Below are 24,818 nucleotides of genomic sequence, written 5' to 3' on the forward strand. Positions count from 1 at the left end.
ATGAGCGTTCCCACCTCGACCGACACCACGGCCCCCGACGGCAGCACGGTCCCCACCGGGATGCCGGAGACCGCGACGTTCCTCACGGCGCGCGACGGCACGCCCGGCCGCAAGACCTTCTGGTCGCAGCTCGCGCACTCGTTCGCCATGTTCCGCAACCCCAAGTCGATCGCCGGCCTGATCATCCTCGGGGTGTTCGTGCTGATCGCGATCTTCGCCCCGCTGCTCGCCCCCTACGGCGCCACGCAGAAGGACCGCACGGCTCTGCGGCAGCCGCCCTCGCTCGACCACTGGCTCGGCACCACGCACATGGGTGAAGACGTGCTCAGCCAGCTGATCTTCGGCACGCGCGGCGTCGTCGTGGTCGGCTTCCTGTCGGCCATCATCGCCACGATCATCGCCATCACGATCGGCGTCATCGCCGGCTACGTGCGCGGCTGGAAGAGCGAGTCGCTCTCGGCCCTCACCAACGTGTTCCTCGTGATCCCCGGCATCCCGCTGATCATCATCGTGGCGTCGCAGTTCGAGAACCCGCCGCTCATCGTGATCGCCGCGGTGCTCGGACTCACGGGCTGGGCGTGGGGTGCGCGTGTGCTGCGCGCGCAGACCATGTCGCTGCGCAACCGCGACTTCATCCAGGCCGCCCGCGCCAACGGCGAACCGCTGCACCGCATCATCACGGTCGAGATGCTGCCGAACCTCATGGCGCTGATCGCGTCGAGCTTCGTCGGCACCGTCACGGCGGCGATCCTCGGCCTCACGACGCTCGCCTTCATCGGCGTGATCCCGGTGAGCAACCTCAACTGGGGCACGATCCTGTTCTGGGCGCAGCAGAACGGCGCCTTCCCCCGCCTGTGGTGGTGGTACGTGCCCGCAGGCCTCTGCATCGCGATCATCGGCGTCGCCCTGTCGCTCATCAACTTCGGCATCGACGAGTACGTGAACCCGAGGCTGCGGTCGGCGGGTGAGCGCGCCCGCGCGATGAAGAAGAAGGGGCTCAACGTGAACGACCCGGTGACGGCGGTGCGCAGCGTGCAGACGACCGACTCGGGTACCGTGCAGAACGCCGCGGACGATACGACGAACCAGACACACGACACGAAGACACAGAACACGAAGTGATGACCTCTCAGACCCTGACCGAATCCCTGCCCTACCTCGACCCTGAACTGCCGATCGCGGCGCGCGTCGCCGACCTCCTCGACCGCATGACGGTCGAGGAGAAGGTCGGGCAGATGCTGCAGCTCGACGCCCGCGACGACCTCGACGACCACGTGCTGGGCAAGCACGTCGGCTCGATCCTGCACACCTCGCCCGAGCGCATCATCCGGGCGAACGAGCTGACCTCCCAGACACGGCTGCGCATCCCGCTGCTCGTCGCAGAGGACTGCATCCACGGCCACTCGTTCTGGCCCGGAGCGACCATCTATCCGACACAGCTCGGAATGGCTGCGACGTGGGACGCCGAGCTCGTCGAGAAGGTCGCGAGAGCGACCGCGGTCGAGGTCGCGGCGACCGGTATCCATTGGACCTTCTCGCCGGTGCTGTGCATCGCGCGCGACCTGCGCTGGGGCCGCATCGACGAGACCTTCGGCGAAGACCCGTTCCTGATCGGCGAACTCGCCTCGGCGATGGTGCGCGGATACCAGGGCGACGGCCTCGACGACCCGACCGCCATCCTCGCGACGGCCAAGCACTTCGCCGGCTACTCCGAGACGCAGGGCGGACGCGACGCGAGCGAGGCCGACATCTCTCGGCGCAAGCTGCGGTCGTGGTTCCTGCCGCCGTTCGAGCGGGTCGCCCGCGAGGGATGCCGCACGTTCATGCTCGGCTACCAGACCACCGACGGCGTGCCGATCACGGTCAACGACTGGCTGCTCAGCGACGTTCTTCGTGGCGAGTGGGGCTACACCGGCACCCTCATCACCGACTGGGACAACGTCGGTCGCATGGTGTGGGAGCAGCACGTGCAGCCCGACTACGCCCACGCCTCGGCCGCCGCCGTGAGCGCCGGCAACGACATGGTCATGAACACTCCGGGCTTCTTCGAGGGTGCACTCGAGGCGGTGTCGAACGGGTTGCTCGCCGAAGACGCGTTCGACGACGCCGTGGCCCGCATCCTCACCCTCAAGTTCGAGCTCGGGCTGTTCGAAGACCCGCGGCTTCCGCAGGCCGACCTGGATGCCGTGGTCGGCAGCGCCGCCCACGCCGAACTCAACCTCGAGACCGCGCGTCGCTCGATCGTGCTGCTCGAGAACGACGGCGTGCTGCCCCTGGATGCCGCGACAGCGCTGAAGGTCGCCGTCGTCGGGCCGCTCGCCGACGACGCCCAGACGCAGCTCGGCGACTGGGCCGGTGGCTCCGGCCAGGCCGGGTGGCTCGACGGTCAGCCGCGCGAGATGATCACCACCGTGCTCGACGGCCTCGCAGGCGTCGAGGGGTGGTCGGTCACGCATGCGCGCGGCGCCGACATCCTCACCCTTGAGGAAGACCCTCGGGGCGCGAAGTTCCCCGACGGCCAGCCCCGGCCATCGGTCGTCGTGCCGAGCGCACCGGACGAGACGCTGATCGCCGAGGCCGTAGGTGCGGCGGCGGAATCCGATGTCGTGGTCGCCGTCGTGGGCGACCGCATCGAGCTCGTCGGCGAGGGGCGCTCGACCGCGACCCTCGAGCTGATCGGTGGGCAGAACGCCCTGCTCGACGCGCTGATCGCGACGGGGAAGCCCGTGGTGATCGTGCTGCTCGCATCCAAGCCGCTGGTGCTTCCGGCATCCGCTTCGCAGGCAGCCGCCGTGATCTGGGCGGCGAATCCGGGCATGCAGGGCGGGCGCGCGCTCGCCGAGATCATCTCGGGTGCGGTCGAGCCGTCAGGGCGACTGCCGATCTCGTTCGCGCGTCACGTCGGCCAGCAGCCCACGTACTACAACCAGATCCGCGGACAGCACGGCGACCGCTACGCCGACCTGACCCAGTCCCCGGCCTGGGCGTTCGGCGAGGGGCTGTCGTACTCGACGGTGTCGTACGGCGAGCTGTCGCTCGCATCGACGACGCTGGGTCGCGACGACACGATCATCGCCGAGGTGACGGTGACGAACACGGGGGAGCGTCCGGTTCGCGAGACCGTGCAGGTCTACGTGCGCGACTCCATCACGAGCGTGAGCTGGGCCGACCGGGAGCTCAAGGGCTACCGTCAGGTCGACCTCGCGCCGGGGGAGTCGGCACGAGTGCGTCTCGAGCTCGCGGTGGCGGAGTGCTCGATCGTCGACGCCGCAGGCATCCGTCGCGTCGAACCCGGTGCGTTCGAACTGCTCGTGGGTCCGAGCTCGCGCGACGAGGTGCTGTTGAGCGCCGCGTTCACCGTGGCCTGATCATCTGCGACGGGGGCGCTCAGGCGTCCTCGTCGCGGAGGCGCTGCGGGCCCGCGCCCTGGCTGCTGAGCGCGTCACCCGGGTTCAGCAGGCCGCACGCCTTCATCGACAGGCACCCGCAGCCGATGCACCCGGTCAGCTCGCGTTCGAGGCGCTCGATGCCCTCGCGGCGCTTCTCGAGCTCGCGCTTCCAGCGTCGCGATGCGCGCTGCCAGTCCTCGTGGCTCGGCGTCTGCGTCAGGGGAACATCGGCGAATGCGTGCTGCACATCGGCGAGGGGGATGCCGAGGCGTTTCGCCACCGTGATGAGTGACACCCGACGCAGCATGTGCCTGGCGTAGCGGCGCTGGTTGCCGGCCGTGCGCGTCGAGGCGATGAGGCCGAGACTCTCGTAGAAGTGCAGGGCCGAGGGTGCGACCCCGGTGCGCCTGCTCATCTCGCCGATCGTCAACGGCTCGTCAGGGCCGTGGACGGTGCGGTCCGTGTCGGTGTCTGCGCTCATCCCGACCTCCTCGATTTGACCTCAAGTGTACTTGAGGTCATACGGTTGCAACCGTGACCCGAACGGAGACCGCCACCCTATGACCTACGTGATCGCCCTTCCCTGCGTCGATGTCAAGGATCGTGCGTGCATCGACGAATGCCCCGTTGACTGCATCTATGAGGGCGAGCGCTCGCTGTACATCCACCCCGACGAGTGCGTCGACTGCGGCGCGTGCGAACCCGTCTGCCCCGTCGAGGCGATCTACTACGAAGACGACCTGCCGGAAGAATGGCAGGACTACTACAAGGCCAAGCACTTCCGCCCCAGGAGGCACCCGAATGAGCAGTCAGCAGCACCCCGCAGCGCCGGTTCCCTCGGAGGTCGGTGAGGGGCTCAAGGCCGCGTTCCGCGCGCATCCGGCAGGAGTCGCGATCATCACGGCGATGACCCCCGCGGGGCCGGTCGGCCTCACGGCATCCAGCGTCGCGTCCGTGGCGGTCGATCCCGCCGCGATCGTCTTCTCTGTCACCAGGGCCACCGGCAGTGCAGGGTCGATCCTCTCGGCCGACACGTTCGTCGTGCATCTGATCGACGACGAGCACTCCGCGCTGGCGCAGAGCTTCGCCGTGAGCGGCGCTGACCGGTTCACCCCCGAGCAGGGCTGGAGCTCGCTGCCCACGGGCGAGCCGTATCTTCGCGAAGCCCGCGTGGCGATGCGCTGCCACCCGATGACGACTGTCGCGGTCGGCTCCTCGACCGTCGTGATCGCCGAGGTCGACGAAGTGCTCCTGGGGCAGCCCGGCCGCCCGCTCGTGTACCTCGATCGTCGATTCCACTCGCTGCCGAACGACCAGCACTGAAACCCCACCGAAAGGAACAGCATGACCTCTGCGTACACCCTCCCCGAGCTGCCGTACGACTACTCGGCTCTCGCCCCGCACATCTCGGGCAAGATCATGGAGCTGCACCACTCGAAGCACCACCAGGCCTACGTGACCGGTGCCAACACCGCGCTCGAGCAGCTGGCCGCAGCCCGCGACTCCGGCGACTTCGCGGCTGTGAACAAGCTCGAGAAGGACCTCGCGTTCAACCTCGGCGGACACATCAACCACTCGGTGTTCTGGGAGAACCTGTCGCCCGACGGCGGCGGCAACCCCGAAGGCGAGCTCGAGGCGGCGCTGACCGACGCGTTCGGCTCGATCGACGCCTTCCGCGCGCACTTCACGGCGACCGCGCTCGGCGTGCAGGGCTCGGGCTGGGCCGTGCTCGCGTGGGACAGCGTCGGAGCTCGACCTGTCATCATCCAGCTGTTCGACCAGCAGGGCAACGCCCCGCTCGGCGTCACCCCGCTGCTGCAGCTCGACGTCTGGGAGCACGCCTACTACCTCGACTACCTCAACGTGCGCGCCGACTACGTCAAGGCGTTCTGGGAGCTCGTCAACTGGTCCGACGTGCAGCGTCGGTTCCAGGCCGTGCAGGAGAAGACGCAGGGCCTCATCGTCGCCCGCTGAGTCGCCTGCTGATCCGTCCCGTCCGTGCCTTCGGGAGGAGATCTCGTCTTCGGGAGGAGGATGCCGCAGCATCCGTCCTCCCGAAGCGCAGTTCTCCTCCCGAGAGGTTGCGATCAGGCGAGCAGTTCGCCCGCGAGCGTCTCGATGCGGCGGCGGATCTCGTCACGGATCGGACGCACGGAGTCGATGCCCTGGCCGGCCGGGTCGTCGAGCTTCCAGTCCTCGTAGCGCTTGCCGGGGAAGAACGGGCAGGCGTCGCCGCATCCCATCGTGATGACGACATCGGACGCCTGTACGGCCTCGGTCGTGAGCACCTTGGGCTGCTCGACGGTGATGTCGATGCCGAGCTCGCCCATCGCCTCGACCGCGACCGGGTTGATCTGCTCGGCGGGCATGGAACCGGCGGATCGCACCTCGATGCGGTCTCCGGCGAACTCGCGCAGGAAGCCTGCGGCCATCTGCGAGCGTCCGGCGTTGTGCACGCACACGAACAGGACGGAGGGCTTGGTGCTGGTCGTCATGATGTCTCCAGGGTAAGCGAGCGTGCGGGCTCGGGCGACGGGAACGGGATCCTGCCGATCTGGAGCACACTCGGTGCGGCGCAGCAGCGTGCACCATCCGCTTCACCGAAGTCTCCCGATCCGCCGCAGACGCCGGTGTCAGGGAGGACGAGTTCAGTGCGGGCCGCGGCCTCGTGATCTCCGGCCAAGTGTGCGGCGACGCTGCGCACCTGCTCGTACCCCGTCAGCGCGAGGAACGTCGGTGCGCGGCCGTACGACTTCGCGCCGACGATGAAGAGCCCGAGCTCCGGTTGTGCGAGCTCGCGTGCGCCGGTCGCCGACACCGATCCGCACGAGTGGATGTTCGGATCGATCTCTGCGGCGATGCCGGCGACGGCCTCGAGGGAGGTGTCGAGGTCGATGCGCAGCTCCCGCAGGATGCCGCTGTCCGGGCGGAAGCCGGTGAGCGCGAACACCCGTCCGACAGCCGCCACCTCGCGTCCGTCCTCGGCGCAGATCGTCATGCCGTCGCCCCCGGCGCGGAACTCCGCGACGCGGAACCCCGTGACCAGCTCGACCACGCCCGCGTCGATGACCTTGCGGGCGCGAGCGCCCAGTGCAGCGCGCTCCGGCAGCTCGTCGCCACTGCCGCCGCCGAAGACGTTCGCGGCGCTGCCGCGGCGCAGCAGCCAGGTCACCCGGGTTCCCGGTGCCCGGCGAGCCAGCTCGCTCAGGCGCAGCACCGCATGGGTGGCGGAGTGCCCCGCTCCGATGACGACGACGTGCTCGCCGGCGAGCGCAGCCACGTCGGCCGGGATGCGATACGAGATGAGATCGGATGCCGCCCGCTCGCCGACCGCCGGGAAGCCGTCGGCGCCTGCGGGATTCGGCGTGCCCCACGTGCCGCTCGCATCGACGACGGCACGGGCGAGGATGCGGGACTCGACACCGTCGGCGTCGACGGTGTGCACGACGAACGGCGAACTCTTGCGCCCGGCGTCGACGACCTTGTCGCGCCCCTGGCGGGCGACTCCCGTGACGGTCGTCGCGTAGCGGATGCGGCCTCCCAGGGCGCCAGCGAGCGGCGCCAGGTAGTCGCTCACCCACTCCGCCCCGGTCGGGTAGCCCGACGCAGGAGCGCTCCACCCCGTCGGCTCGAGCAGGCGACGCGCGGCGGCGTCGGTCAGCTCCGGCCATGCCGAGAACAGGCGCACATGCCCCCACTCCGAGACGGCGCTCGCAGCCCCCTGCCCTCGTTCGACCACCACGACGTCTTCACCGCGTTCGACCAGATGTGCCGCTGCGGCGAGGCCCTGTGGTCCCGCTCCGATCACCACGACGGGCAGTTCAGACATCGCATCTCCTCAGATTGAAAATCATCGATATGAGAAGCGTCGCTCACGTATCGAAGAATGTCAATACGTGAGAGGATGGTCGCATGACGCTTCCGGTGACGATCGAGCAGACCGCCTGCTGCACCCCGGGCACCGCAGCCGCGCTGCCGGTCGCCGAGGCCGAGCGCATCGCGCACCTCTTCAAGGCACTCGGAGACCCCACGCGCATCCGCCTGCTGTCGCTCATCTCGTCGGCGGAGGGCGGCGAGGCCTGCATCTGCGATCTCACCGCCCCGGTCGGCCTCTCGCAGGGCACCGTCTCGCACCACATGAAGCTCCTGGCCGACGCCGGACTCGTCACTCGCGAGCAGCGCGGCAAGTGGGCGTATTTCTCTCTCGCCGACGGCGCGCTCGACGCGGCCGGAGAAGCGCTGCGACGCGTCTGAGTCGCTCAGGCACACCCCGATAGGCTTGCTCCATGGCCCTTCTCTCGATCGCCGGCTCGACGCGCGCTCCGCATGAGCTGCGTTCGGCGACCCCGATGAGGAAGTCGATGCGCGTCGTCATGCACCCGGGCACGAACGGCTGGACCAGCGTCTGGGGCACACTCTCGCACGGTGAGATCGCGGGCTGCCCGCCGCCACGCGACTAGACCACGCCTCGATGGGGTGTGGTCTTCCGCGCCGTTCACCCCTTCTCTCGCGTGAGGTCTCTTCGTGTCCACTTCTCCTTCCCGTCCCCGTCTCCGCCTGGCTCCGCACGAGCTGTGGCGCGGCATCCGGAACAACGCCCGCAGCGACGTCCTTGGTGGCTCGCTCCTGCTCGCCGCCACCGTCGCCGCGCTGATCCTCGCCAACACCTCCGCGGTGTCGTGGTACGAGTCCGTGCGCGACTTCACCTTCGGCATCCCCGCGCTGCACCTCGACCTCAGCATCGGTGCCTGGGCGGCCGACGGCCTGCTGGCGATCTTCTTCTTCGTCGTCGGTCTCGAGCTGAAAGAGGAGTTCGTCACCGGCCGCCTGCGCGACCCGCGCCAGGCCGCGTTGCCGATTGCCGCGGCCGTCGGCGGGGTGGTCGTGCCGGCTGTCATCTTCGCCGTCATCAACGCCGGCGACGGTGACGCCCTGCGCGGCTGGGCCATCCCGACCGCGACGGACATCGCCTTCGCCGTGGCCGTGATCGCCGTGGTCGGCAGGTTCCTGCCGCCCGCTCTGCGCGTCTTCCTGCTGACGCTCGCCATCATCGACGACCTCATCGCCATCACGATCATCGCCACGTTCTACACCGACACGATCAGCTTCCCGTGGCTAACTCTCGCCCTGCTTCCGCTCGCCGGATTCGCCCTCCTCGTGCAGAAGGGTGTTCGAGCGTGGTGGATCCTCCTGCCCCTCGCCGTAGCGGTCTGGGTCTGCATCCACGCCGCAGGGATCCACGCGACGGTCGCCGGTGTGCTGCTGGGCTTCGTCGTGCCCGTCGTGCCGACCGAGCGTGCCAGGGTCCCACGGGGACTGGATGCCGACGGCGAGCCGGTGTACGACGGCCTGGCCCCGCACTTCGCCGATCGGTGGGGCGTCGTGGCGACGCTGTTCGCCGTGCCGGTCTTCGCCTTCTTCGCGGCCGGAGTCACCATCGGCGGTGTCGAGGGACTGCGGTCGGCTCTCACCGACCCGATCGCGATCGGAATCATCGTCGGACTCGTCTTGGGCAAGCCGATCGGGATCCTCGCGACCACCTTCCTGCTCAGCCGCGTGCCGGCGCTGCGCCTCGACGGGACGCTGCGCTGGCCCGACCTGATCGGCATGGCCTTCCTCGCGGGGATCGGATTCACCGTCTCCCTGCTGGTCGGTGAGCTCGCCTACGGGTCGAGTTCGATCGCCGACGAGCACGTCAAGATCGGCGTCCTGCTGGGATCCCTCATCGCGGCGGTCATCGGCGGCGGCATCCTCGCGCGGCGGAATGCCGTGGCGCGACGCGCGCGATGACGACGAGAGTGCGCCCGTGGCGAGGCCAGCGCGATCAGACCAGGCGCGCGGTCGTTCCTCGGACGTTGAGCTCATAGGGGAGCTCTGCGGGTATGCCTGCGGCGTCTCCGTCGGCGAGCTTGGCGAGCACGGCATCCGCTGCTCGTTCTCCCTGACCCAGCGGGAACTGGTCGACCGTGCTGAGCCGGAAGAACTCGCCGAGCTCATGGCCGTCGATGCCGACGATCGAGAGGTCGTCCGGCACGGCGAAGCCGAGGTCGCGGGCGGCGAGGATCGCACCGATGGCCATCTCGTCGGATGCCGCGAACACGGCGGTGGGCCGGGGGCCCGGGCGGCCGAGCAGCTGCTTCGCCGCGCGGTATCCGCCCTCGACGGTGAAGTCGGCCGGTTCGAGGAAGGCGGGGTTCAGGGGGATTCCGGCCTTCGCCAGTGCCTTCTCGAACCCCAGGCGACGGTTCGTCGGGATGTGGAAGTCGATGTCGAACTCGGGGTTCGCGCCGATGTGAGCGATGTCGTGGTGCCCGAGACCGATCAGGTGCTCAGTGGCGAGCTGCGCGACTGCCACGTCGTCGACCGTCAGCGTGTCGAGCTTCGGATTCGGGCCGCCGATCGCGATCACCGGCAGCCCGAGGTCGAGCAGGTGCTGCGTCTCGTCGGCGTCGAGCTCGATCGACACCGCGATCACGGCGTCGACACGCTGCCGCCGCAGGAACGTGTCGAACACGTGGCGGCGCACGTCCTTGTCGGCGGTGATGTTGTAGAGGGTGATGTCGTAGCCCTCGCGCATCAGCGCCGACGACACCCCCGACAGCACGGTGCTGAAGAACCAACGGTCGAGAAAGGGCACCACCACGCCGATGTTGCGGGTGCGACCCGACGCCAGACTCGAGGCTCGAGACGAGACCACGTACCCGAGCGCCGCCGCCGCCTCCTGCACGCGTTGGCGAGCAGACTCCGACACGTGGCCTCGGCCGCTCAGAGCGCGCGAGACCGTCGCGGTCGAGACGCCGGCGAGCCGGGCGACCTCATCGATGCTCGCCATGGGGATTCCTCTCTGAGTCGGTGGGGCCGCGGCATCCCATCGGATGCCGCGGCCCCACCGTGTCCGGCTTACGCCGTGGTGTACCAGACGGCCGTGTCGACCGGCACAGCGCCGCCGTCGAACAGCTGGCTCTGCAGGATCACGAACGCGTCGGCGGGCAGCGGGATCGGCTCGGTGCCCAGGTTCGCGAGCACGTGCACGTCGCCGCGGCGGAATGCCACCGCATCCGCTCCGGCGTCCTCCCACACCAGGGAGCCGCTGCCGAAGCCGTACTCCCGGCGTCCGGCGAGCAGGCGCTTGTAGAGCGCGAGCGTCGACGAGGGGTCGACCTCCTCGACATCCCGCGAGTACGAGGCCCAGTCAGCCGGCTGCGGCAGCCACGACGCGCCGGTCTCGTTGAAGCCGAATGCCGGAGCATCCGCCTCCCACGGCAGCGGCACGCGGCATCCGTCTCGTCCGTAGCGCTCGCCGTTCGTGCGGAACCACGTCGGGTCCTGACGGAACGCGTCGGGGATCTCCATCGCCTCCGGCAGGCCGAGCTCTTCGCCCTGGTAGAGGTACGCGGAGCCGGGGAGGGCGAGCATCACGGTCGTCGCCGCGCGGGCGCGGGCGAGTCCGATCGCGGTGTCGGGCTTGTGCGGGGTGTTCGGGCCGATGCCCTCACCCTGCGGGTTCTCGGCGGTCAGCGCGAGGCGCGAGGCGTGGCGCACGACATCGTGGTTCGACAGCACCCAGGTGCTCGGAGCACCGACCGCACCGAACGCGTCGAGAGATTCGCGGATGACGTCGCCGAGAGCCTTCGCGTCCCACTCGGTCATCAGGTACGGGAAGTTGAACGTCTGGTGCATCTCGTCGGGGCGCACCCACAGAGCGGTCTGCTTCAGCGTCGGCATCCAGGCCTCGCCGCACAGTGCGCGATCGCCGTCGTACTCGGCGAGCACCTTGTGCCAGTCGCGGTAGATCTCGTGCACGCCGTCCTGACCCCAGTACGGCACGTCGTCCTCGCCGCCGCCCATCGAGTCGGCGTCGGCCGGCGGGGTGTAGTCGGGCAGGCCCTCGGCCTTGATCATGCCGTGAGCCACGTCGACGCGGAAGCCGTCGACGCCGCGGTCGAGCCAGAAGCGGAGGATGGAGCGGAACTCCTCGCGCACCTCTTCGTTGTTCCAGTCGAAGTCGGGCTGCGTGGGGTCGAAGATGTGCAGGTACCACTGGCCGGGAGTGCCGTCGGCCTCGGTGATGCGCTCCCACATGCCGCCGCCGAAGACGGATTCCCAGTTGTTGGGGGGCAGCTCGCCGTTCTCGCCCTTGCCATCGCGGAAGATGTACCGTGCTCGCTCGGGGCTGCCGGGAGCCGCCTTCAGCGCCTCCTGGAACCAGGCGTGCTGAGCAGACGAGTGGTTCGGGACCAGGTCGACGACAACGCGGATGCCGCGGGTGTGCGCCTCGTCGAGCATGGTGTCGAAGTCGTCGAGCGTGCCGAAGAGCGGGTCGACGTCGCGGTAGTCGGCCACGTCGTATCCCGCGTCACGCTGCGGGCTCGTCATGAACGGGCTCAGCCAGATCGCGTCGACGCCGAGCTCCTTCAGGGAGTCGAGCCGGCTGGTGATGCCGGGCAGGTCGCCGATGCCGTCGCCAGAGGCGTCGGCGAACGAACGAGGGTAGATCTGGTAGATGACCGCACTGCGCCACCACTCGGAACCGGGGGCTGCGATCTGCTCAAGCTGTGCCATGGGATCAGATTAGTGCAAACGCTTGCAGGTCTGCCACCATTGCGATCGAATCGTTTCGGCAACGCGATATTCCACGCCGCTCCACAGCGACTTGCAGCCCGGGAGTAGGCTTCGGGCATCCGACGACTGGAGGCTGTCATGGTTCCCGAGATCAACTACTGGGCCGTTCTGCTCGCGACCGCGTCGAGCATGATCGTCGGCACGATCTGGTACTCCCCGAAGGTGTTCGGCACGCGCTGGTCGAAGCTCGCGAACGTCGACATGGATCGCCCGGGCTCGAGCGCGACGATGGCGATCATCACCACCGTGTTCGTGAGCTTCGCGACGGCCTGGGTGCTGGCCGGAGCCTCGGCCATCGCGTGGCACTTCTACGACGGGTCGTTCTTCTGGGCGGCCGTCGTCACCGGTGTGCTGCTGTGGGCCGGATTCACCGCCGCGCGGTTCATCACCCACGATGCGTTCGAGGGGCGCCCGACAGCGCTGACCACCATGAACATCGCCCACGAGCTCGTCACGATCGTGGTCATGGCGCTGATCATCGGCGTCTGGCCGCCTGCGCTCGGCTAGCCCGCTGCGGCATCCTTCGTGAGGTCCTGCGCGAGCATCACGAGGATCCCGCTCGGGCCACGCAGGTAGGTGAGCTTGTAGACGTCCTGGTAGTTCGCGACTCCTCGCAGGGGCCGGAATCCATGCCGGGCGGCGATGGCCAGGGACTCATCGATGTCGTCCACCGAGAACGCCACCCGGTGCATCCCGATCTCGTTCGGCAGCGTGGGCTCGGTCTCGATCGCGTCGGGGTGGATGTACTCGAACAACTCGAGCTGACCGTGGCCGTCCGGTGTCTGCAGCACGGCGATCTTCGCATGATTGCCGTCGAGGCCGACCGCGGTGTCGGCCCACTCTCCGCTGACCTCGTCGCGGCCGAGCACGGTGAGGCCGAGATCGGTGAAGAAGGCGATGGTCGCGTCGAGGTCGCGCACGGCGATGCCGACGTTCTCCAGTGTGATGGGCATGCGTCGGATGCTACTCGCGAGCGCGACACGCCGGAGGAGCCGAAAGACTAGACCTTCGCCCCTTCCGCTCGGACTTCTTGGTATGCCAGCATTTTGCACGTGGCCTCCTGGTCGCTCGCGGGTCGTGCACTCGAACCGCGGTCCACACCGAGGGGGTCTTGATGTCGGGTTCGTCGCGTCGATCTGCTCCGTGGATGATCGCCGCCGCGCTCATCGCCGCCGCCCTGGTCGCGGGTGCGGCGACCGCAGCCTCGGGTGATGGCCCCTCCGACGCTCCGACCGCCGACGTCGCCTCCGACCCCACGCTCTCCGTCGCTCTGGCGTACGAGTTCCTCGATGCCCGTGTCGACGAGTTCTGCGACGGTGCCGGGCACTGCCTCCCTCGCAGCTACGAGGGAGGGTTCTTCACCGACCTGCCGACATGGGACTTCACTCCGTCCTTCGTCTACGACGACGCACTCGTCGTGATCGCGTACACCGCCAGGGGTCTGCCGGACGACATCCGCCGGGCGCAGACCATCGGCGACACCCTGCTCTTCGTGCAGGCGAACGATCCGAGCGGCGACGGGCGAGTCCGCACGTCGTACGAACCCCACGGCATACGACAGGGGCGTGTCGAGATCACCGGCCCGGGCACCTTCACGGGCAACCAGGCGTGGGCGGGCATGGCGCTCGCGCGTCTCTTCCACGCGACCGGCGAGTCGAAGTACCTCGACGGAGCCGTGCGGATCGCCGAGTGGATCCAGACCAACACCGCCGACATGGCGCGGGCCCCCTTCGGCTATACGGGGGGTCAGCTCGAGAACGGCTCTTCGCTGGAGTGGAAGTCCACCGAGCACAACACCGATATCGCCGGCTTCTTCACGCAGTTGGCCCAGCTGACCGGCGACCCGGTGTGGGCCGACAGAGCGGCGGTGGCCACGGCATTCGTGGCCGCGATGCAGAGCGCAGACGGTCACGTCGACACCGGCACGCTGCTCGACGGGTCGACCACGAACGTCTATCCGGTGCCGCTCGACGCCCAGACCTGGACGCTGCTCGGCACGGGTGACCCGCGGTACGGTGCGGCTGTCGACTGGGCGCTCGCGAACCTCATGGCCACCGACGGGCCTTACACCGGCCCGTCCATCAGCCACGTCGACACCTCCAAGGTGTGGTTCGAGGGCAGCGGACACCTGGCACTGGCTCTGAAGCTGAGGGGTGGAGCGGGCGACGCCGACCGCGCGGAGGCGCTGTTGAGCAGCATCCGACTGGGCCAGCGCGATGCGGTGAACGGAGACGGCAAGGGCATCGTGGCGACGTCGACGGACGGCCTGGATTCCGGCTTCGGCGACCTCTACTACGCCAGCCTTCACACCGGCGCGACGGCGTGGTACCTGCTCGCAGCTGCCGGTGACAACCCCTTCAGTCTTCCCGTCGATTGACGGGTTCCCGCCGGGGCGATAACGCATCCGTCGGCTGGTGCGTGGTCGATAACGCATCTGATTCAGGTGGTTCGGATGCTTTCTCGACCACCGCTCGACGTTCGGATGGGGATGCGGATGCGAGCATGCGGATGCGGACGACGACCTCGCTCGGCGCGGGCGCGTTCATCTTCGGCGCGAGCTACGAGCTAGAGCCGAAGCGGCGCGGCGCCCGGGTGCTGCTTACGCGGCGACGCGGGCGACCGCGGCGACCGCGCTCGTGAAGAAGTCGAGTCCGTCGAGGCCCGAGCGCATGGCGGCCGAGGTGTCGGGGCCGAAGCCGGCCTCGGTGGCGTGCTCGGGGTGCGGCATGAGCCCCACGACGTTGCCCGCCTCGTTGGTGAGTCCGGCGATGTCGCGCAGCGATCCGTTGGGGTTGACGCCCGCATAGCGGAAGGCCACGAGACCCTCGCCCTCGAGACGGTCGAGCGTCTCTTCGTCGGCGATGTAGCCGCCGTCGGCGTTCTTCAGCGGGATCGTGATCTCCTGGCCGGTGCGGAAGCGGTTCGTCCACGCCGTGTCGGAGTTCTCGACGATGAGCTTCTGGTCGCGACGCACGAAGTGCTGGTGGTCGTTGCGGATCAGGCCGCCGGGCAGCAGGTGCGCCTCGACGAGCATCTGGAAGCCGTTGCAGATGCCGAGGATCGGCATGCCCTTGGCAGCTGCGTCCTTGACCTCGCTCATGATCGGCGACAGTGCGGCGATCGCTCCGGCGCGCAGGTAGTCGCCGTAGCTGAAGCCACCGGGCAGTACCAGGGCATCGACGCCTTCGAGGTCGTGCGAACCGTGCCAGAGGGCGACGGGCTCGGCGCCGGCGATGCGCACGGCGCGCTGCGCGTCGCGGTCGTCGAGCGAGCCGGGGAAGGTGATGACGCCGATGCGCGTGGTCACTCGGCGACCTCGATGCCCACGACGTCTTCGATCACGGAGTTGGAGAGCACCTCGTCGGCGATGCGACGAGCCTCGTCGAGGATCTCGTCGGTGACCTCGCCCTCGACGGTGAGCTCGAAGCGCTTGCCGATGCGGACATCGGTGAAGCCCTCGACGCCCAGACGGGAGAATGCGCCAGAGACGGCCTTCCCCTGCGGGTCGAGCAGTTCGGGCTTGGGCATGACGTCGACGACGATGGTGGGCATGTGGATCCTCCTGGCGGCCGCAGGCCGCAGCTATCGGTCGTTGAGCGACGAGCGCAGCGAGGAGTCGAAACGCGGAAGTCGCGGGCGGACGGGCGCGACCAGTCTACCGGCTCGAGAGTCGCTCGATTCCCGGGGTGACGAGGGTCAGGCGTGGAAGACGGTGTGCAGGTCGCCGATGGCCTCGCGGCCGCCCAGGCCGTCGATCTCGAACAGCACCGAGATGCCGACGACGTGGCTGCCGAGGCGCTCCACGAGCTCGCGTCCTGCGGCGAGTGTGCCCCCCGTGGCGAGCACGTCGTCGATCAGCAGCACGCGGGATCCCGCGGGCAGGTCGTCGTGCATCTCGATCGTCGCCGTGCCGTATTCGAGGGCGTAGTCGACGGATGCCGCGGGGCGGGGCAGCTTGCCGGCTTTGCGGATCGGGATGAGTCCCACGCCGGCGGCGATGGCGGCGGCCCCCGCGAGGATGAACCCGCGCGCCTCGATGCCCGCGACCACGTCGAACTGCCCTGCGAACGGCGCGATGATCGCATCGGTCGTGGCCTGGAGCGCCTCGGCGTCGGCGAGCAGCGGCGTGATGTCGCGGAAGATCGTCCCCGCCTCCGGGTAGTCCGGGATGCTGCGGATCAGCGATTCGGCGCGGACGAGGGTGGGGGAGAGTTCGGTGTCGGGCACCGGTCAAGGGTACGCCAAAGCGAGGGCTTGACATTCGTGGGAGCGCTCCCATAGAGTCTCTCTTCAATGCGTGGGAGCGCTCCCACAGGCGCCCCGTGCATCACCCCGACGCACCACACGCACCACCACCGCACGACCCACCACAAAGGAGTGAACTGTGAACACACGTGCCCGCAAGCGGATCCTGACGGCAGCAGCCGTCGCATCCGTCTCTGCCCTGGCCCTCGCCGGCTGCGCCTCCGCCGACTCGGGAGACAGCGCCACCGGTGACGAGAAGGTCACGCTGACCGTCACGACGTTCGGCACCTTCGGATACGACGACCTCTACGACGAGTACGAGAAGGCGAACCCGAACGTCACGATCGAGGCGACCAACATCGACACCGGCGGCAACGCCCGCACCGACGCGTTCACGAAGATCGCGGCAGGCTCGGGCCTCAGCGACGTCGTCGCGATCGAGGAGGGCTGGCTCGGCGCCATCATGGACGTCTCCGACACCTTCGTCGACCTGCGCGACTACGGCATCGAAGACCGCAAGGCCGACTGGGTCGACTGGAAGTACGGACAGGCGACCGATGCCGAGGGCCGCGTGATCGGCTACGGCACCGACATCGGCCCGAGCGGCATCTGCTACAACGGCGCAGCCTTCGAGGCGGCCGGACTCCCGAGCGACCGCGAGTCGGTGGCCGAGCTGCTGAACGGCGACTGGGAGAACTACTTCGCGGTGGGTGCCGAGTACACGGCGAAGACCGGCAAGGCCTGGTATGACCACTCCGGCTTCGTCTGGAACGCCATGGTCAACCAGCTCGACGAGGGCTACTACACCTCCGATGGCGAGCTCAACGTCGAGGACAACGCCGAGCTCAAGGAGCGCTTCGAACTGCTCGGCTCCGCGACCGAGGGCGGCCAGTCCGCCGCGCAGACCGCATGGGACTGGAACGGCGGCAAGTCGTTCGTCGACGGCACCTTCGCCACGTTCGTCTGCCCCGGCTGGATGCTCGGAGTCGTGCAGGGTCAGGTCGAGGCCGGAGGCGGCGACGCGTCCACCGGCTGGGACTTCGCCGACGTGTTCCCCGGCGGAGCAGCCAACTGGGGCGGCGCCTTCCTGTCGATCCCCGAGAGCTCCGAGCACAAGGAAGCCGCGGCCGACCTGGCCGACTGGCTGACGCAGCCCGAGCAGCAGGTCAAGCAGTCCGCCGCCGCGGGCAACTTCCCCTCCACCGTCGAGGCGCAGGAGACGCTCTCTGCAGAGGCGACGCCGAACGCGTTCTTCAACGACGCCCCCACCGGCGCCATCCTCGCCGAGCGTGCGAAGGGTGTCGTGGCGCAGTTCAAGGGCGCCGATGACTCGGTGATCCAGGAGAACGTCTTCGGTCCGGCCCTCAGCGGCCTCGACCGTGGCGAGACCGACACCCAGGGTGCCTGGGACGCCGCGGTCAAGCTCCTGAACGAGCTGGTCGACTGACCCTCCGGTCGTTGAGCGAGCGCGGCGGAGCCGCCCGAGACGAAACGCTCACCGCGTCTCGTCTCGGGGCTTCGCTCCTCGCTCAACGACCGACGACTCTCCGGTCGTCGAGCGAGCACGGCGGAGCCGAGCGAGACGAAACGCGCCACCCAGACGAAGGAACCCCTCATGACCCTCACAGCGGAACGCCGCGAGACGGCATCCGATGCGCCGAAGGCGGATGCCGCCGGCCGGCGTCCCTGGCGGCACCGCCTCTCGCGGTTCGACCAGAACGCGTCCCCGTACTTCTACATCTCGCCGTTCTTCCTGCTGTTCGGGCTGGTCGGACTCTTCCCTCTGCTCTACACGGTGTGGGTGGCCGTGCACGAGTGGGACCTGCTCAAGGGGCAGGGTGAGTTCATCGGCGCAGGGAACTTCGTCGAGATCCTCGGCGACGCGATGTTCTGGAACTCGATCTTCAACACCCTGAGCATCTTCCTGCTGTCGGCGATCCCGCAGCTCGCGGTCGCCCTGGTGATCGCCTACCTGCTCGATCGCGGCCTCCGCGCCCCCACCTTCTGGCGCATGAGCATCCTCATCCCGTTCGTGGTCACGCCCGTCGCCGTCGCCATCATCTTCTCGAGCATCTTCAACGAGGCCGACGGCCTCGCCAACAACCTGCTCAACCTGATCGGCATCGCCGACCAGCAGTGGAAGCACGACACCGCGCTCTCGCACCTGGCGATCGCCGTGATGGTGAACTTCCGCTGGACCGGCTACAACGCCCTCATCCTGCTCGCCGCCATGCAGGCGGTGCCTCGCGACCTCTACGAGTCGGCCGCGCTCGACGGCGCAGGAGCCGCGCGTCGCTTCTTCTCGATCACGATCCCCACGATCCGCCCGACCCTCATCTTCGTGATCATCACGGCCACGATCGGCGGTCTGCAGATCTTCGCCGAGCCCCGTCTGTTCGACGTCTCGACCGCGGGCGGCATCGGCGGCAGCGACCGACAGTTCCAGACCACGGTGCTGTTCCTGTGGGAGCTCGCCTTCTTCCGCCGAGACCTCGGCGAAGCATCCGCCGTCGCGATCCTGCTGTTCCTGCTCATCGTGGGCATCGGAGTGATCAACTTCCTCATCTCGAGGCGGATCTCGACCGGGGATGCTCCCCAGAGCCGTGTCGCGCGACGGCGCGCACGCACCGCCGCGGCCGCAGCCGCGACGGCCGCAGCCGCGACGGCCGCAGCCGCCGGCTCGACGATCGCCACCACTACTGAGGAGAACGCGCGATGACCGCCACACAGGCGCTGAGCGTCCCCGAGAAGATCCGCAGGCGCCGAGGTGCCGTCGGCGGAAATGCCGGAATCGGCAGCCGCCCCGGATTTCTCACCTACGGCCTGCTCGCCGCATTCATCATCGGCAGCGTCTACCCGCTGTGGTGGTCGGTCGTCGTGGCGAGCGGCACCAACTCGACGCGCGGCGAGACCCTGCCGCTGATCCCCGGCGGCAACTTCTTCACGAACGCCGCCAAGGTGTTCGACGCGATCCCGTTCTGGCTGGCGCTCGGAAACTCGTTCCTCATCTCCGGCATCATCACGCTGTCGGTCGTGACGTTCTCGACGCTCGCCGGCTACGCGTTCGCCAAGCTCCGCTTCAAGGGACGCGACGGACTGATGATCTTCGTGATCGCGACCATGGCGATCCCGACGCAGCTCGGCATCATCCCCCTGTTCATGCTGATGCGCGAGCTCGGCTGGACGGGATCGATAGGCGCGGTCATCGTGCCGACCCTGGTCACCGCCTTCGGCGTCTTCTTCATGCGGCAGTACCTGGTCGACGTGATCCCCGACGAGCTGATCGAGGCCGCGCGCATGGACGGCGCGAACCAGTTCCGCACGTTCCTCACCGTCGGCCTCCCGGCGGCTCGGCCCGCCATGGCGATCCTCGGGCTCTTCACCTTCATGACCGCGTGGACCGACTACCTGTGGCCGCTGATCGTGCTCTCCCCGCAGAACCCGACTCTGCAGACGGCGCTCAGCCAGCTGCAGTCCGGCTATTACATCGACTACTCGATCGTGCTCGCCGGCGCGGTGCTCGCGACCCTTCCGCTGCTCGTCCTCTTCGTGGTGGCGGGCCGGCAGCTGGTCAGTGGCATCATGGCGGGCGCGGTGAAAGGATGACCCCTATGACCCGCGCCTTCCCCGAGAACTTCCTGTTCGGCGCCGCGACAGCGGCGTACCAGATCGAGGGGGCCGCTTTCGAAGACGGGCGCACCGCGTCGATCTGGGATGCCTTCAGCCGCGAGCCGGGTGCGGTGATCGGCGGAGACAACGGCGACGTGGCGTGCGACCACTATCACCGCTATCCGCAGGACGTCGCGCTCATGAAAGAGCTCGGGCTGCAGACCTACCGCTTCTCGACCTCGTGGTCGCGGGTGCGTCCTGACGGCGGCGCGGTCAACGCGAAGGGCGTCGACTTCTACGAGCGCCTCGTCGACGAGCTGCTCGCGAACGACATCCTGCCGTGGCTGACCCTGTATCACTGGGACATGCCGCAGGCGCTGCAGGAGACCGGCGGCTGGACGAACCGCGACACCGTCGGACGCTTCCTCGAGTACGCGGGCACGATGCACGACGCACTGGGCGACCGCGTGAACGTGTGGACGACGCTGAACGAACCCTGGTGCTCGTCGTTCCTCTCCTACACGGGCGGCGAGCACGCTCCCGGCCACACGAGCGTCGCCGAGGGGCTGCTCTCGGCCCACCACCTGCTGCTCGCCCACGGCGAGACGGTGCGCGAGCTGCGCGGTCGGGATGCGAGCCTCAACCTCGGCATCACCCTGAACCACACCGTCGCAGACCCGGCTGATCCGGCGAATCCCGCCGACGTCGACGCAGCTCGTCGGGTCGACGGCCAGTTCAACCGCTGGTTCCTCGACCCGATCTACCGCGGCGTGTACCCCGACGACATCATCAGGGACATCAGGGCGGTGGATGCCGACGCGGTGGCGCGCTTCACGGATGCCGTACATGACGGCGATCTCGACGTGATCTCGCAGCCCATCGACACGCAGGGCGTCAACTACTACCACGGCGACTTCGTGTCGGGCACGGCGCCGGCGGAGATGCCGGTCAGCGGAGGGCCCGCGACGGATCGCCCCGCACGCAGCCCCTACCCGTCGAGCGATGGCATCTACGCGGTCGAACGCGGACTGCCGCGCACCGCCCAGAATTGGGAGGTGCAGCCCGAGGGGCTGACCCGTCTGCTGCAGCGCGTGTGGACCGACTACGCCGAGCCCGCAGGAACCGTGCTTTACATGACCGAGAACGGTGCTGCCTACGACGACGTCGCCGTGGTCGAAGACGGCGAGACCCGTGTGCACGACGCCGACCGCACCGAGTTCCTGCGGCTGCACCTCGCGGCCGTGCTCGATGCGGCAGATGCCGGCGTCGATGTGCGCGGCTACTTCTACTGGTCGATGTTCGACAACTTCGAATGGGCATGGGGCTACGACAAGCGCTTCGGCATCGTGCGCGTCGACTACGACACCCAGGAGCGGAGTCTGAAGGACTCCGGTCGGGAGTACGCTCGCATCATCGCCGCCCGCGCTCTCTGACGCCGGCAGCGACAGTCGAGAGCATCCGGCCTCGCGGCCGGACAGAGGGGAGAGCCGTGTCGTCACGAGCGACCATCGAAGAGGTGGCATCGGCCGCAGGGGTGTCGAGATCGACGGTGTCGCGGGTCGTCAACGGCTCGACGGCGGTGAGCCCTGAAGCCCTCGAGTCGGTGAAGCGCGCGATCGAGGAGCTCAGCTACGTGCCCAATCGCGCGGCTCGCTCGCTCGCGTCGAGGCAGACTCACGCGATCGCGCTGATCGTGCCCGAAGACACCACGCGCTTCTTCGGCGACCCGTTCTTCGCGTCGATCGTCGCAGGCATCACGGGTGCGCTCCGGGGGTCGGACTACCTGCTCAACCTGCTCATCGCGAGCGACGATCCCGGCGACAAGATGACCAGCTTCGTGCGCAACGGCGGTGTCGACGGCGCGCTCATCGTGTCTCACCACACCAGCGACGCCTTCATCGACCGGGTCGCCGACGCCGTGCCCGTGGTCTGGGGCGGCCGACCGGTGCGGATCCGCGAGGGCGACTACGTGGTCGACGTCGACAACGTCGCCGGAGCTCGCACGGCCACCCAGCATCTGATCGAGACCGGCCGCACACGCATCGCGACGATCTCGGGACCCATGACGATGGTCTCGTCGGTCGACCGCGTGCAGGGCTTCCGCGGCGCACTGGCGGACGCCGGGCTCGCGCCGTTCGCCGAAGAGGCGGGTGACTACAGCGAGGCCAGCGGAGCGGATGCGGCGCGCCGCATCCTCGCCGAGGGCCGCCCCGACGCGATCTTCGTCGCCAGCGACCTCATGGCCCGTGGCGCACTGACGGCGCTGCGCTCCGCCGGCATCCGCGTTCCCGAAGACGTCGCGCTCGTCGGATTCGACGACTCGTCCGTCGCGCTGAGCACAGAGCCGCAGCTGACCACGATGCGACAGCCCATGTATGCGCAGGGGGAGGCGATGGCCGGAGTGCTGCTCTCGCGCCTCGCCGGTCGAGACCCCGCGCACACGACGATCCTTCCGACCGAGCTCGTGGTGCGCGCCTCGTCGTAGCCGCTCCACGCGATCCGCGTCTCCGCCGGCGCGGAAGTGAACACGGATGCGGACCCTACGCCCCTCCAGGTCGGCCCGCATCCGTGGGTCTGGGTCGGTCAGGTGATCCGGTACTGGTGACGGCGCCGAGATCGCTGATCGATGACCGCGGGCCACGGCATCGTCGCCCACGGGCCGTTCCGCTTCGCGGTGGATGCACTCGCGAAGACGGTCCACGAATCGCCGTACTTCTCGAACGAGTCCTCGTCGAGATCGCCATCGCTCCAGTGCATGACGCGTCCGGCGATGTAGCTCAGGCCGAAATCGGCCCACGACACGAACGACGGGCGGGTGTCGACGCTGATCCGGTGGATGATGCGACGCGCCTCGGCGACGTCGGCGTATCCGAGAGCCACACCCCAGGTCGTCATCGCCACGGCCTGGCCGAGTGCGTACGCGTCGAGGGTGCGTACGTAGAGGTCGGGCGTCACGATGTCTTTGCCGACTCGCCTGCGCACCTCCTGCTCGATGTGCTCGATGCCGCGGGCGAAGGGTCGTGCGTCGCGTCGGTCCCCGCCCTCATCGGCGATCGCGGCGAGCCACTCCGTCGTCGTCGGGACACGCCCGAGGGCTGTGTGCAGGTCGTTGCGCACGGCGAGATGGAGCATCCAGGCATGACGTCGTCGTCGCACCGTGGTCAAGTGGTCGATCATGCCGAGCCAGTCCGCGCGATCGTGGATGCCCCACTGCTCGGCGAGCAGCGCCTTCTCCTCGGTTCCGAGGCCGGGGGCACTCGGGTCGTTCCACGGACCGGACGGCAGGCTGCTGATCTGCAGCAGTCCCAGGGCGATCTCGTTCGCCTCGGTGTCGTCCGTGGAGAACTGCTCGGATGGCGCGAGCCTCTGGGGTCGCATGAACCATCCTGTCGTGCTCATCACACTCCTGAGGGTGAGGCCTGGCGTCGCTCATAGCTTGAACAGCTATTCAGTCGCTAATATATAGCGTCCGGGGGGAGAAATCGAAGTCGTCCGATGCTGGGGAGCGGGACACGAATGGCACGTTCAGACGAACACAACCGGGCGGCGCGTGAACGATCCCGCGAAGCCATCCTGCGGGCAGCGGTCGATCTGTTCGCCGAGCGTGGCGTCTCGGGCGCGAGCATCGCTGAGATCACGCGGCGAGCCGGAGTGGCTCAGGGCCTCGCGAACTATCACTTCGGGAACAAGGAGCGGCTGATCGCTGCAGTGCTCGACCGCTGGTTCGAGACGCTGTTCGGGATCCCCCAAGCCGAGGGGTCGGCCGACGACCGTCTCGCCGGCATCATCGACGGCGCCCTCACCGCCACGGGCTACGCCCTTCCGGTGCAGCGAGCGGTCTTCGCGATGCAGCAGCAGCCGACCACCCACCGCCTGTATGCGGAGGCCGAAGAGCGGCACGCCGAGCAGGCGAGGGCGTCGGAGGACATCGTTCGCGGGATCTTCCGCGAGCGCGGCGCCGCCGACCCGGCGCTCGAGGAGATCATGCTGCGCAGCACCCTCGAGGGCATCTTCATGAAGTACGCCGTCTACGGCGACACGTATCCTCTCGAAGACGCTCGCCGCTGGATGCACCGGCTCTACGGGCTCCCCGAGCCGCAGGCGCCGCTTCCTCTCCAGCTCGCCCCGCGGGACCCCGACGCGAGGACCAGAGCGTCCGGCGCGCTGCGCGCAGAGGAATGACCCCGGCACCGACATCGATCGGCGAGGGTCGGGATCAGCCCAGCTGCATCCGGGCGAACGCACCGAGCACGACGCGTTCCGACTGCACGAGGTAGCGCTCGAGCTCGGCCGCGCCTTCCTGCGCGCCCTGCGTGAGGAAGGTGTCGAGCACGGCGCGGTTCTTGCGCACGAACGGCTCGTGGAGCGATCGCGGATCGTCGATCTTCAGGAACGCCAGCCGCAGCTCGGCCGCCAGGTCGCGATATGTGCGGGCCAGGCGGGGGCTGTCGGCGAGATCGACCAGGGCGACGTGAAATGCCATGTTGGCGCTGCCCACCTCGCGCCAGGCGCCCGCGTCGTCGTGGACGGCATCCCGGGCGGCCTCCTCAGCGGCGAGCACCGCCTGCTGCATCCGCTGCACCGAGGGGTGCTCGGGCTCGGAGTGCAGGAGCGCCGTGCACTCGATGACGCGGCGTGCTCGGTAGATGTCGATGACGTCGGCTATCGAGGGCGACGCGACGGAGACGCCCCGGTGCGGCACGTGCTCGAGAAGACCCTGCTCGGAGAGCGCGCGGAACGCCTCTCGCAGCGTGTTGCGCGCGACGCCGAAGTGCTCGGCGAGGGAAGATTCCGACAGCCGCGAACCGGGGGCGAAGGCGCCGTCGATGATCTGCTGACGGAGCGCATCGGCGAGCATGCCCTGCTGGTTCATGCCTTCATCGTAGGCGGCGGACGCGGCGGATCGTTCGAGGAGGCGACCGCGGCAACACGCGAACGCAACTCGGTCGTAGC

Annotated in this window: 27 protein-coding genes; 16 read left to right on the forward strand and 11 right to left on the reverse strand. The window is 68.6% G+C overall.

Annotation, left to right across the window (positions count from 1 at the left end; translation table 11 throughout):
* Both ASF87_RS08135 and ASF87_RS08140 read left to right on the forward strand, forming a co-directional pair.
* On the forward strand, positions 1 to 1,122 hold the full coding sequence (locus ASF87_RS08135) for an ABC transporter permease (protein WP_235558904.1): 1,122 nt from the start codon (positions 1 to 3) through the stop codon (positions 1,120 to 1,122).
* The gene (locus ASF87_RS08140) at positions 1,122 to 3,368 is read left to right on the forward strand and encodes a glycoside hydrolase family 3 N-terminal domain-containing protein (RefSeq protein ID WP_056375433.1); all 2,247 of its coding nucleotides are present in this window, start codon (positions 1,122 to 1,124) and stop codon (positions 3,366 to 3,368) included. Before ASF87_RS08135 ends, ASF87_RS08140 begins: the two co-directional genes overlap by 1 nt.
* A gap of 19 nt (positions 3,369 to 3,387) precedes the next feature.
* Here the strand turns inward: ASF87_RS08140 and soxR are convergent, their stop codons facing one another.
* Entirely contained in the window at positions 3,388 to 3,870 is a 483-nt protein-coding gene (gene soxR, locus ASF87_RS08145) for a redox-sensitive transcriptional activator SoxR (RefSeq protein ID WP_042538088.1), read from the reverse strand.
* Between the two features lie 79 nt (positions 3,871 to 3,949).
* Here soxR and fdxA point away from each other — a divergent pair, with 79 nt between their 5' ends.
* From fdxA to ASF87_RS08160, 3 genes are read left to right on the forward strand one after another with little or no spacing between them, the layout of a single operon-like run.
* On the forward strand, positions 3,950 to 4,240 hold the full coding sequence (gene fdxA, locus ASF87_RS17695; RefSeq protein ID WP_235558905.1) for a ferredoxin: 291 nt from the start codon (positions 3,950 to 3,952) through the stop codon (positions 4,238 to 4,240).
* The gene (locus tag ASF87_RS08155; protein ID WP_056375434.1) at positions 4,191 to 4,712 is read left to right on the forward strand and encodes a flavin reductase family protein; all 522 of its coding nucleotides are present in this window, start codon (positions 4,191 to 4,193) and stop codon (positions 4,710 to 4,712) included. Before fdxA ends, ASF87_RS08155 begins: the two co-directional genes overlap by 50 nt.
* 21 nt (positions 4,713 to 4,733) lie before the next feature.
* Positions 4,734 to 5,363 carry a superoxide dismutase gene (locus ASF87_RS08160; RefSeq protein ID WP_056375435.1) on the forward strand — a complete coding sequence of 210 codons (630 nt, stop codon included), beginning with the start codon at positions 4,734 to 4,736 and terminating at the stop codon, positions 5,361 to 5,363.
* Positions 5,364 to 5,476: 113 nt separating this feature from the next.
* On the opposite strand, the gene ASF87_RS08165 is transcribed toward ASF87_RS08160, so the two are convergent.
* The gene (locus tag ASF87_RS08165; protein WP_056375436.1) at positions 5,477 to 5,884 is read right to left on the reverse strand and encodes an arsenate reductase ArsC; all 408 of its coding nucleotides are present in this window, start codon (positions 5,882 to 5,884) and stop codon (positions 5,477 to 5,479) included.
* The gene (locus tag ASF87_RS08170) at positions 5,881 to 7,218 is read right to left on the reverse strand and encodes an FAD-dependent oxidoreductase (RefSeq protein ID WP_056375437.1); all 1,338 of its coding nucleotides are present in this window, start codon (positions 7,216 to 7,218) and stop codon (positions 5,881 to 5,883) included. The genes ASF87_RS08165 and ASF87_RS08170 overlap by 4 nt, the downstream gene beginning before the upstream one ends.
* Before the next feature lie 83 nt (positions 7,219 to 7,301).
* Here ASF87_RS08170 and ASF87_RS08175 point away from each other — a divergent pair, with 83 nt between their 5' ends.
* The 3 genes from ASF87_RS08175 (at position 7,302) to nhaA (ending at position 9,179) form a co-directional block, all read left to right on the forward strand.
* On the forward strand, positions 7,302 to 7,643 hold the full coding sequence (locus ASF87_RS08175) for an ArsR/SmtB family transcription factor (RefSeq protein WP_042538075.1): 342 nt from the start codon (positions 7,302 to 7,304) through the stop codon (positions 7,641 to 7,643).
* A gap of 32 nt (positions 7,644 to 7,675) precedes the next feature.
* Positions 7,676 to 7,849, forward strand: a complete 174-nt coding sequence (locus ASF87_RS17830; protein ID WP_164481681.1) for a hypothetical protein — start codon at positions 7,676 to 7,678, stop codon at positions 7,847 to 7,849.
* A 64-nt stretch (positions 7,850 to 7,913) separates the two neighbouring features.
* Complete coding sequence (nhaA, locus tag ASF87_RS08180; protein WP_056375438.1) at positions 7,914 to 9,179, forward strand: Na+/H+ antiporter NhaA; 1,266 nt, start codon at positions 7,914 to 7,916, stop codon at positions 9,177 to 9,179.
* 34 nt (positions 9,180 to 9,213) lie between these two features.
* Here the strand turns inward: nhaA and ASF87_RS08185 are convergent, their stop codons facing one another.
* Positions 9,214 to 10,221: a LacI family DNA-binding transcriptional regulator gene (locus ASF87_RS08185; protein WP_056375439.1), complete on the reverse strand. Its 1,008-nt coding sequence runs from the start codon at positions 10,219 to 10,221 to the stop codon at positions 9,214 to 9,216.
* 68 nt (positions 10,222 to 10,289) lie between these two features.
* Positions 10,290 to 11,951, reverse strand: coding sequence for a glycoside hydrolase family 13 protein (locus tag ASF87_RS08190; RefSeq protein WP_056375440.1), 1,662 nt, complete (start codon positions 11,949 to 11,951; stop codon positions 10,290 to 10,292).
* Between the two features lie 138 nt (positions 11,952 to 12,089).
* On the opposite strand from ASF87_RS08190, the gene ASF87_RS08195 reads away from it, so the two are divergent.
* Entirely contained in the window at positions 12,090 to 12,518 is a 429-nt protein-coding gene (locus ASF87_RS08195) for a DUF1761 domain-containing protein (RefSeq protein WP_042538072.1), read from the forward strand.
* Here ASF87_RS08195 and ASF87_RS08200 read toward each other — a convergent pair.
* The gene (locus tag ASF87_RS08200; RefSeq protein WP_056375441.1) at positions 12,515 to 12,964 is read right to left on the reverse strand and encodes a VOC family protein; all 450 of its coding nucleotides are present in this window, start codon (positions 12,962 to 12,964) and stop codon (positions 12,515 to 12,517) included. The two genes, ASF87_RS08195 and ASF87_RS08200, sit on opposite strands and share 4 nt — an antisense overlap.
* 194 nt (positions 12,965 to 13,158) lie before the next feature.
* Between ASF87_RS08200 and ASF87_RS08205 the strand changes: the two genes are divergently transcribed.
* Complete coding sequence (locus ASF87_RS08205) at positions 13,159 to 14,388, forward strand: hypothetical protein (protein WP_235558906.1); 1,230 nt, start codon at positions 13,159 to 13,161, stop codon at positions 14,386 to 14,388.
* Between the two features lie 222 nt (positions 14,389 to 14,610).
* Here ASF87_RS08205 and purQ read toward each other — a convergent pair whose 3' ends face one another.
* The 3 genes from purQ to ASF87_RS08220 form a co-directional block, all read right to left on the reverse strand.
* On the reverse strand, positions 14,611 to 15,318 hold the full coding sequence (gene purQ, locus ASF87_RS08210) for a phosphoribosylformylglycinamidine synthase subunit PurQ (protein WP_056375443.1): 708 nt from the start codon (positions 15,316 to 15,318) through the stop codon (positions 14,611 to 14,613).
* A complete protein-coding gene (purS, locus tag ASF87_RS08215) occupies positions 15,315 to 15,563 on the reverse strand; it encodes a phosphoribosylformylglycinamidine synthase subunit PurS (RefSeq protein WP_056375444.1) in 249 nt (82 codons plus the stop codon). The genes purQ and purS overlap by 4 nt, the downstream gene beginning before the upstream one ends.
* A gap of 144 nt (positions 15,564 to 15,707) precedes the next feature.
* Positions 15,708 to 16,238 (reverse strand): adenine phosphoribosyltransferase, encoded by a 531-nt coding sequence (locus ASF87_RS08220; protein WP_056375445.1) that lies wholly within the window; start codon positions 16,236 to 16,238, stop codon positions 15,708 to 15,710.
* A gap of 157 nt (positions 16,239 to 16,395) precedes the next feature.
* Between ASF87_RS08220 and ASF87_RS08225 the strand changes: the two genes are divergently transcribed.
* The 5 genes from ASF87_RS08225 to ASF87_RS08245 all read left to right on the forward strand — a co-directional run bounded on the left by ASF87_RS08225 (position 16,396) and on the right by ASF87_RS08245 (position 22,350).
* Positions 16,396 to 17,703 carry an ABC transporter substrate-binding protein gene (locus tag ASF87_RS08225; protein ID WP_042538061.1) on the forward strand — a complete coding sequence of 436 codons (1,308 nt, stop codon included), beginning with the start codon at positions 16,396 to 16,398 and terminating at the stop codon, positions 17,701 to 17,703.
* Between the two features lie 168 nt (positions 17,704 to 17,871).
* Positions 17,872 to 18,975: a carbohydrate ABC transporter permease gene (locus tag ASF87_RS08230; RefSeq protein ID WP_056375446.1), complete on the forward strand. Its 1,104-nt coding sequence runs from the start codon at positions 17,872 to 17,874 to the stop codon at positions 18,973 to 18,975.
* The gene (locus tag ASF87_RS08235) at positions 18,972 to 19,862 is read left to right on the forward strand and encodes a carbohydrate ABC transporter permease (RefSeq protein WP_056375447.1); all 891 of its coding nucleotides are present in this window, start codon (positions 18,972 to 18,974) and stop codon (positions 19,860 to 19,862) included. The genes ASF87_RS08230 and ASF87_RS08235 overlap by 4 nt, the downstream gene beginning before the upstream one ends.
* A gap of 5 nt (positions 19,863 to 19,867) precedes the next feature.
* Positions 19,868 to 21,298 carry a GH1 family beta-glucosidase gene (locus tag ASF87_RS08240; RefSeq protein WP_200933714.1) on the forward strand — a complete coding sequence of 477 codons (1,431 nt, stop codon included), beginning with the start codon at positions 19,868 to 19,870 and terminating at the stop codon, positions 21,296 to 21,298.
* Between the two features lie 56 nt (positions 21,299 to 21,354).
* Entirely contained in the window at positions 21,355 to 22,350 is a 996-nt protein-coding gene (locus ASF87_RS08245; RefSeq protein WP_056375449.1) for a LacI family DNA-binding transcriptional regulator, read from the forward strand.
* A 98-nt stretch (positions 22,351 to 22,448) separates the two neighbouring features.
* On the opposite strand, the gene ASF87_RS08250 is transcribed toward ASF87_RS08245, so the two are convergent.
* Positions 22,449 to 23,264: a DUF1266 domain-containing protein gene (locus tag ASF87_RS08250; protein ID WP_056375450.1), complete on the reverse strand. Its 816-nt coding sequence runs from the start codon at positions 23,262 to 23,264 to the stop codon at positions 22,449 to 22,451.
* A gap of 117 nt (positions 23,265 to 23,381) precedes the next feature.
* Here ASF87_RS08250 and ASF87_RS08255 point away from each other — a divergent pair, with 117 nt between their 5' ends.
* Positions 23,382 to 24,047 carry a TetR/AcrR family transcriptional regulator gene (locus ASF87_RS08255; protein WP_082508803.1) on the forward strand — a complete coding sequence of 222 codons (666 nt, stop codon included), beginning with the start codon at positions 23,382 to 23,384 and terminating at the stop codon, positions 24,045 to 24,047.
* A 34-nt stretch (positions 24,048 to 24,081) separates the two neighbouring features.
* On the opposite strand, the gene ASF87_RS08260 is transcribed toward ASF87_RS08255, so the two are convergent.
* Complete coding sequence (locus ASF87_RS08260) at positions 24,082 to 24,738, reverse strand: GntR family transcriptional regulator (protein ID WP_056375451.1); 657 nt, start codon at positions 24,736 to 24,738, stop codon at positions 24,082 to 24,084.
* Positions 24,739 to 24,818: the final 80 nt, after the last annotated feature.

It is taken from the genome of Microbacterium sp. Leaf161, from assembly GCF_001423645.1.
GTDB lineage: Bacteria > Actinomycetota > Actinomycetes > Actinomycetales > Microbacteriaceae > Microbacterium > Microbacterium forte.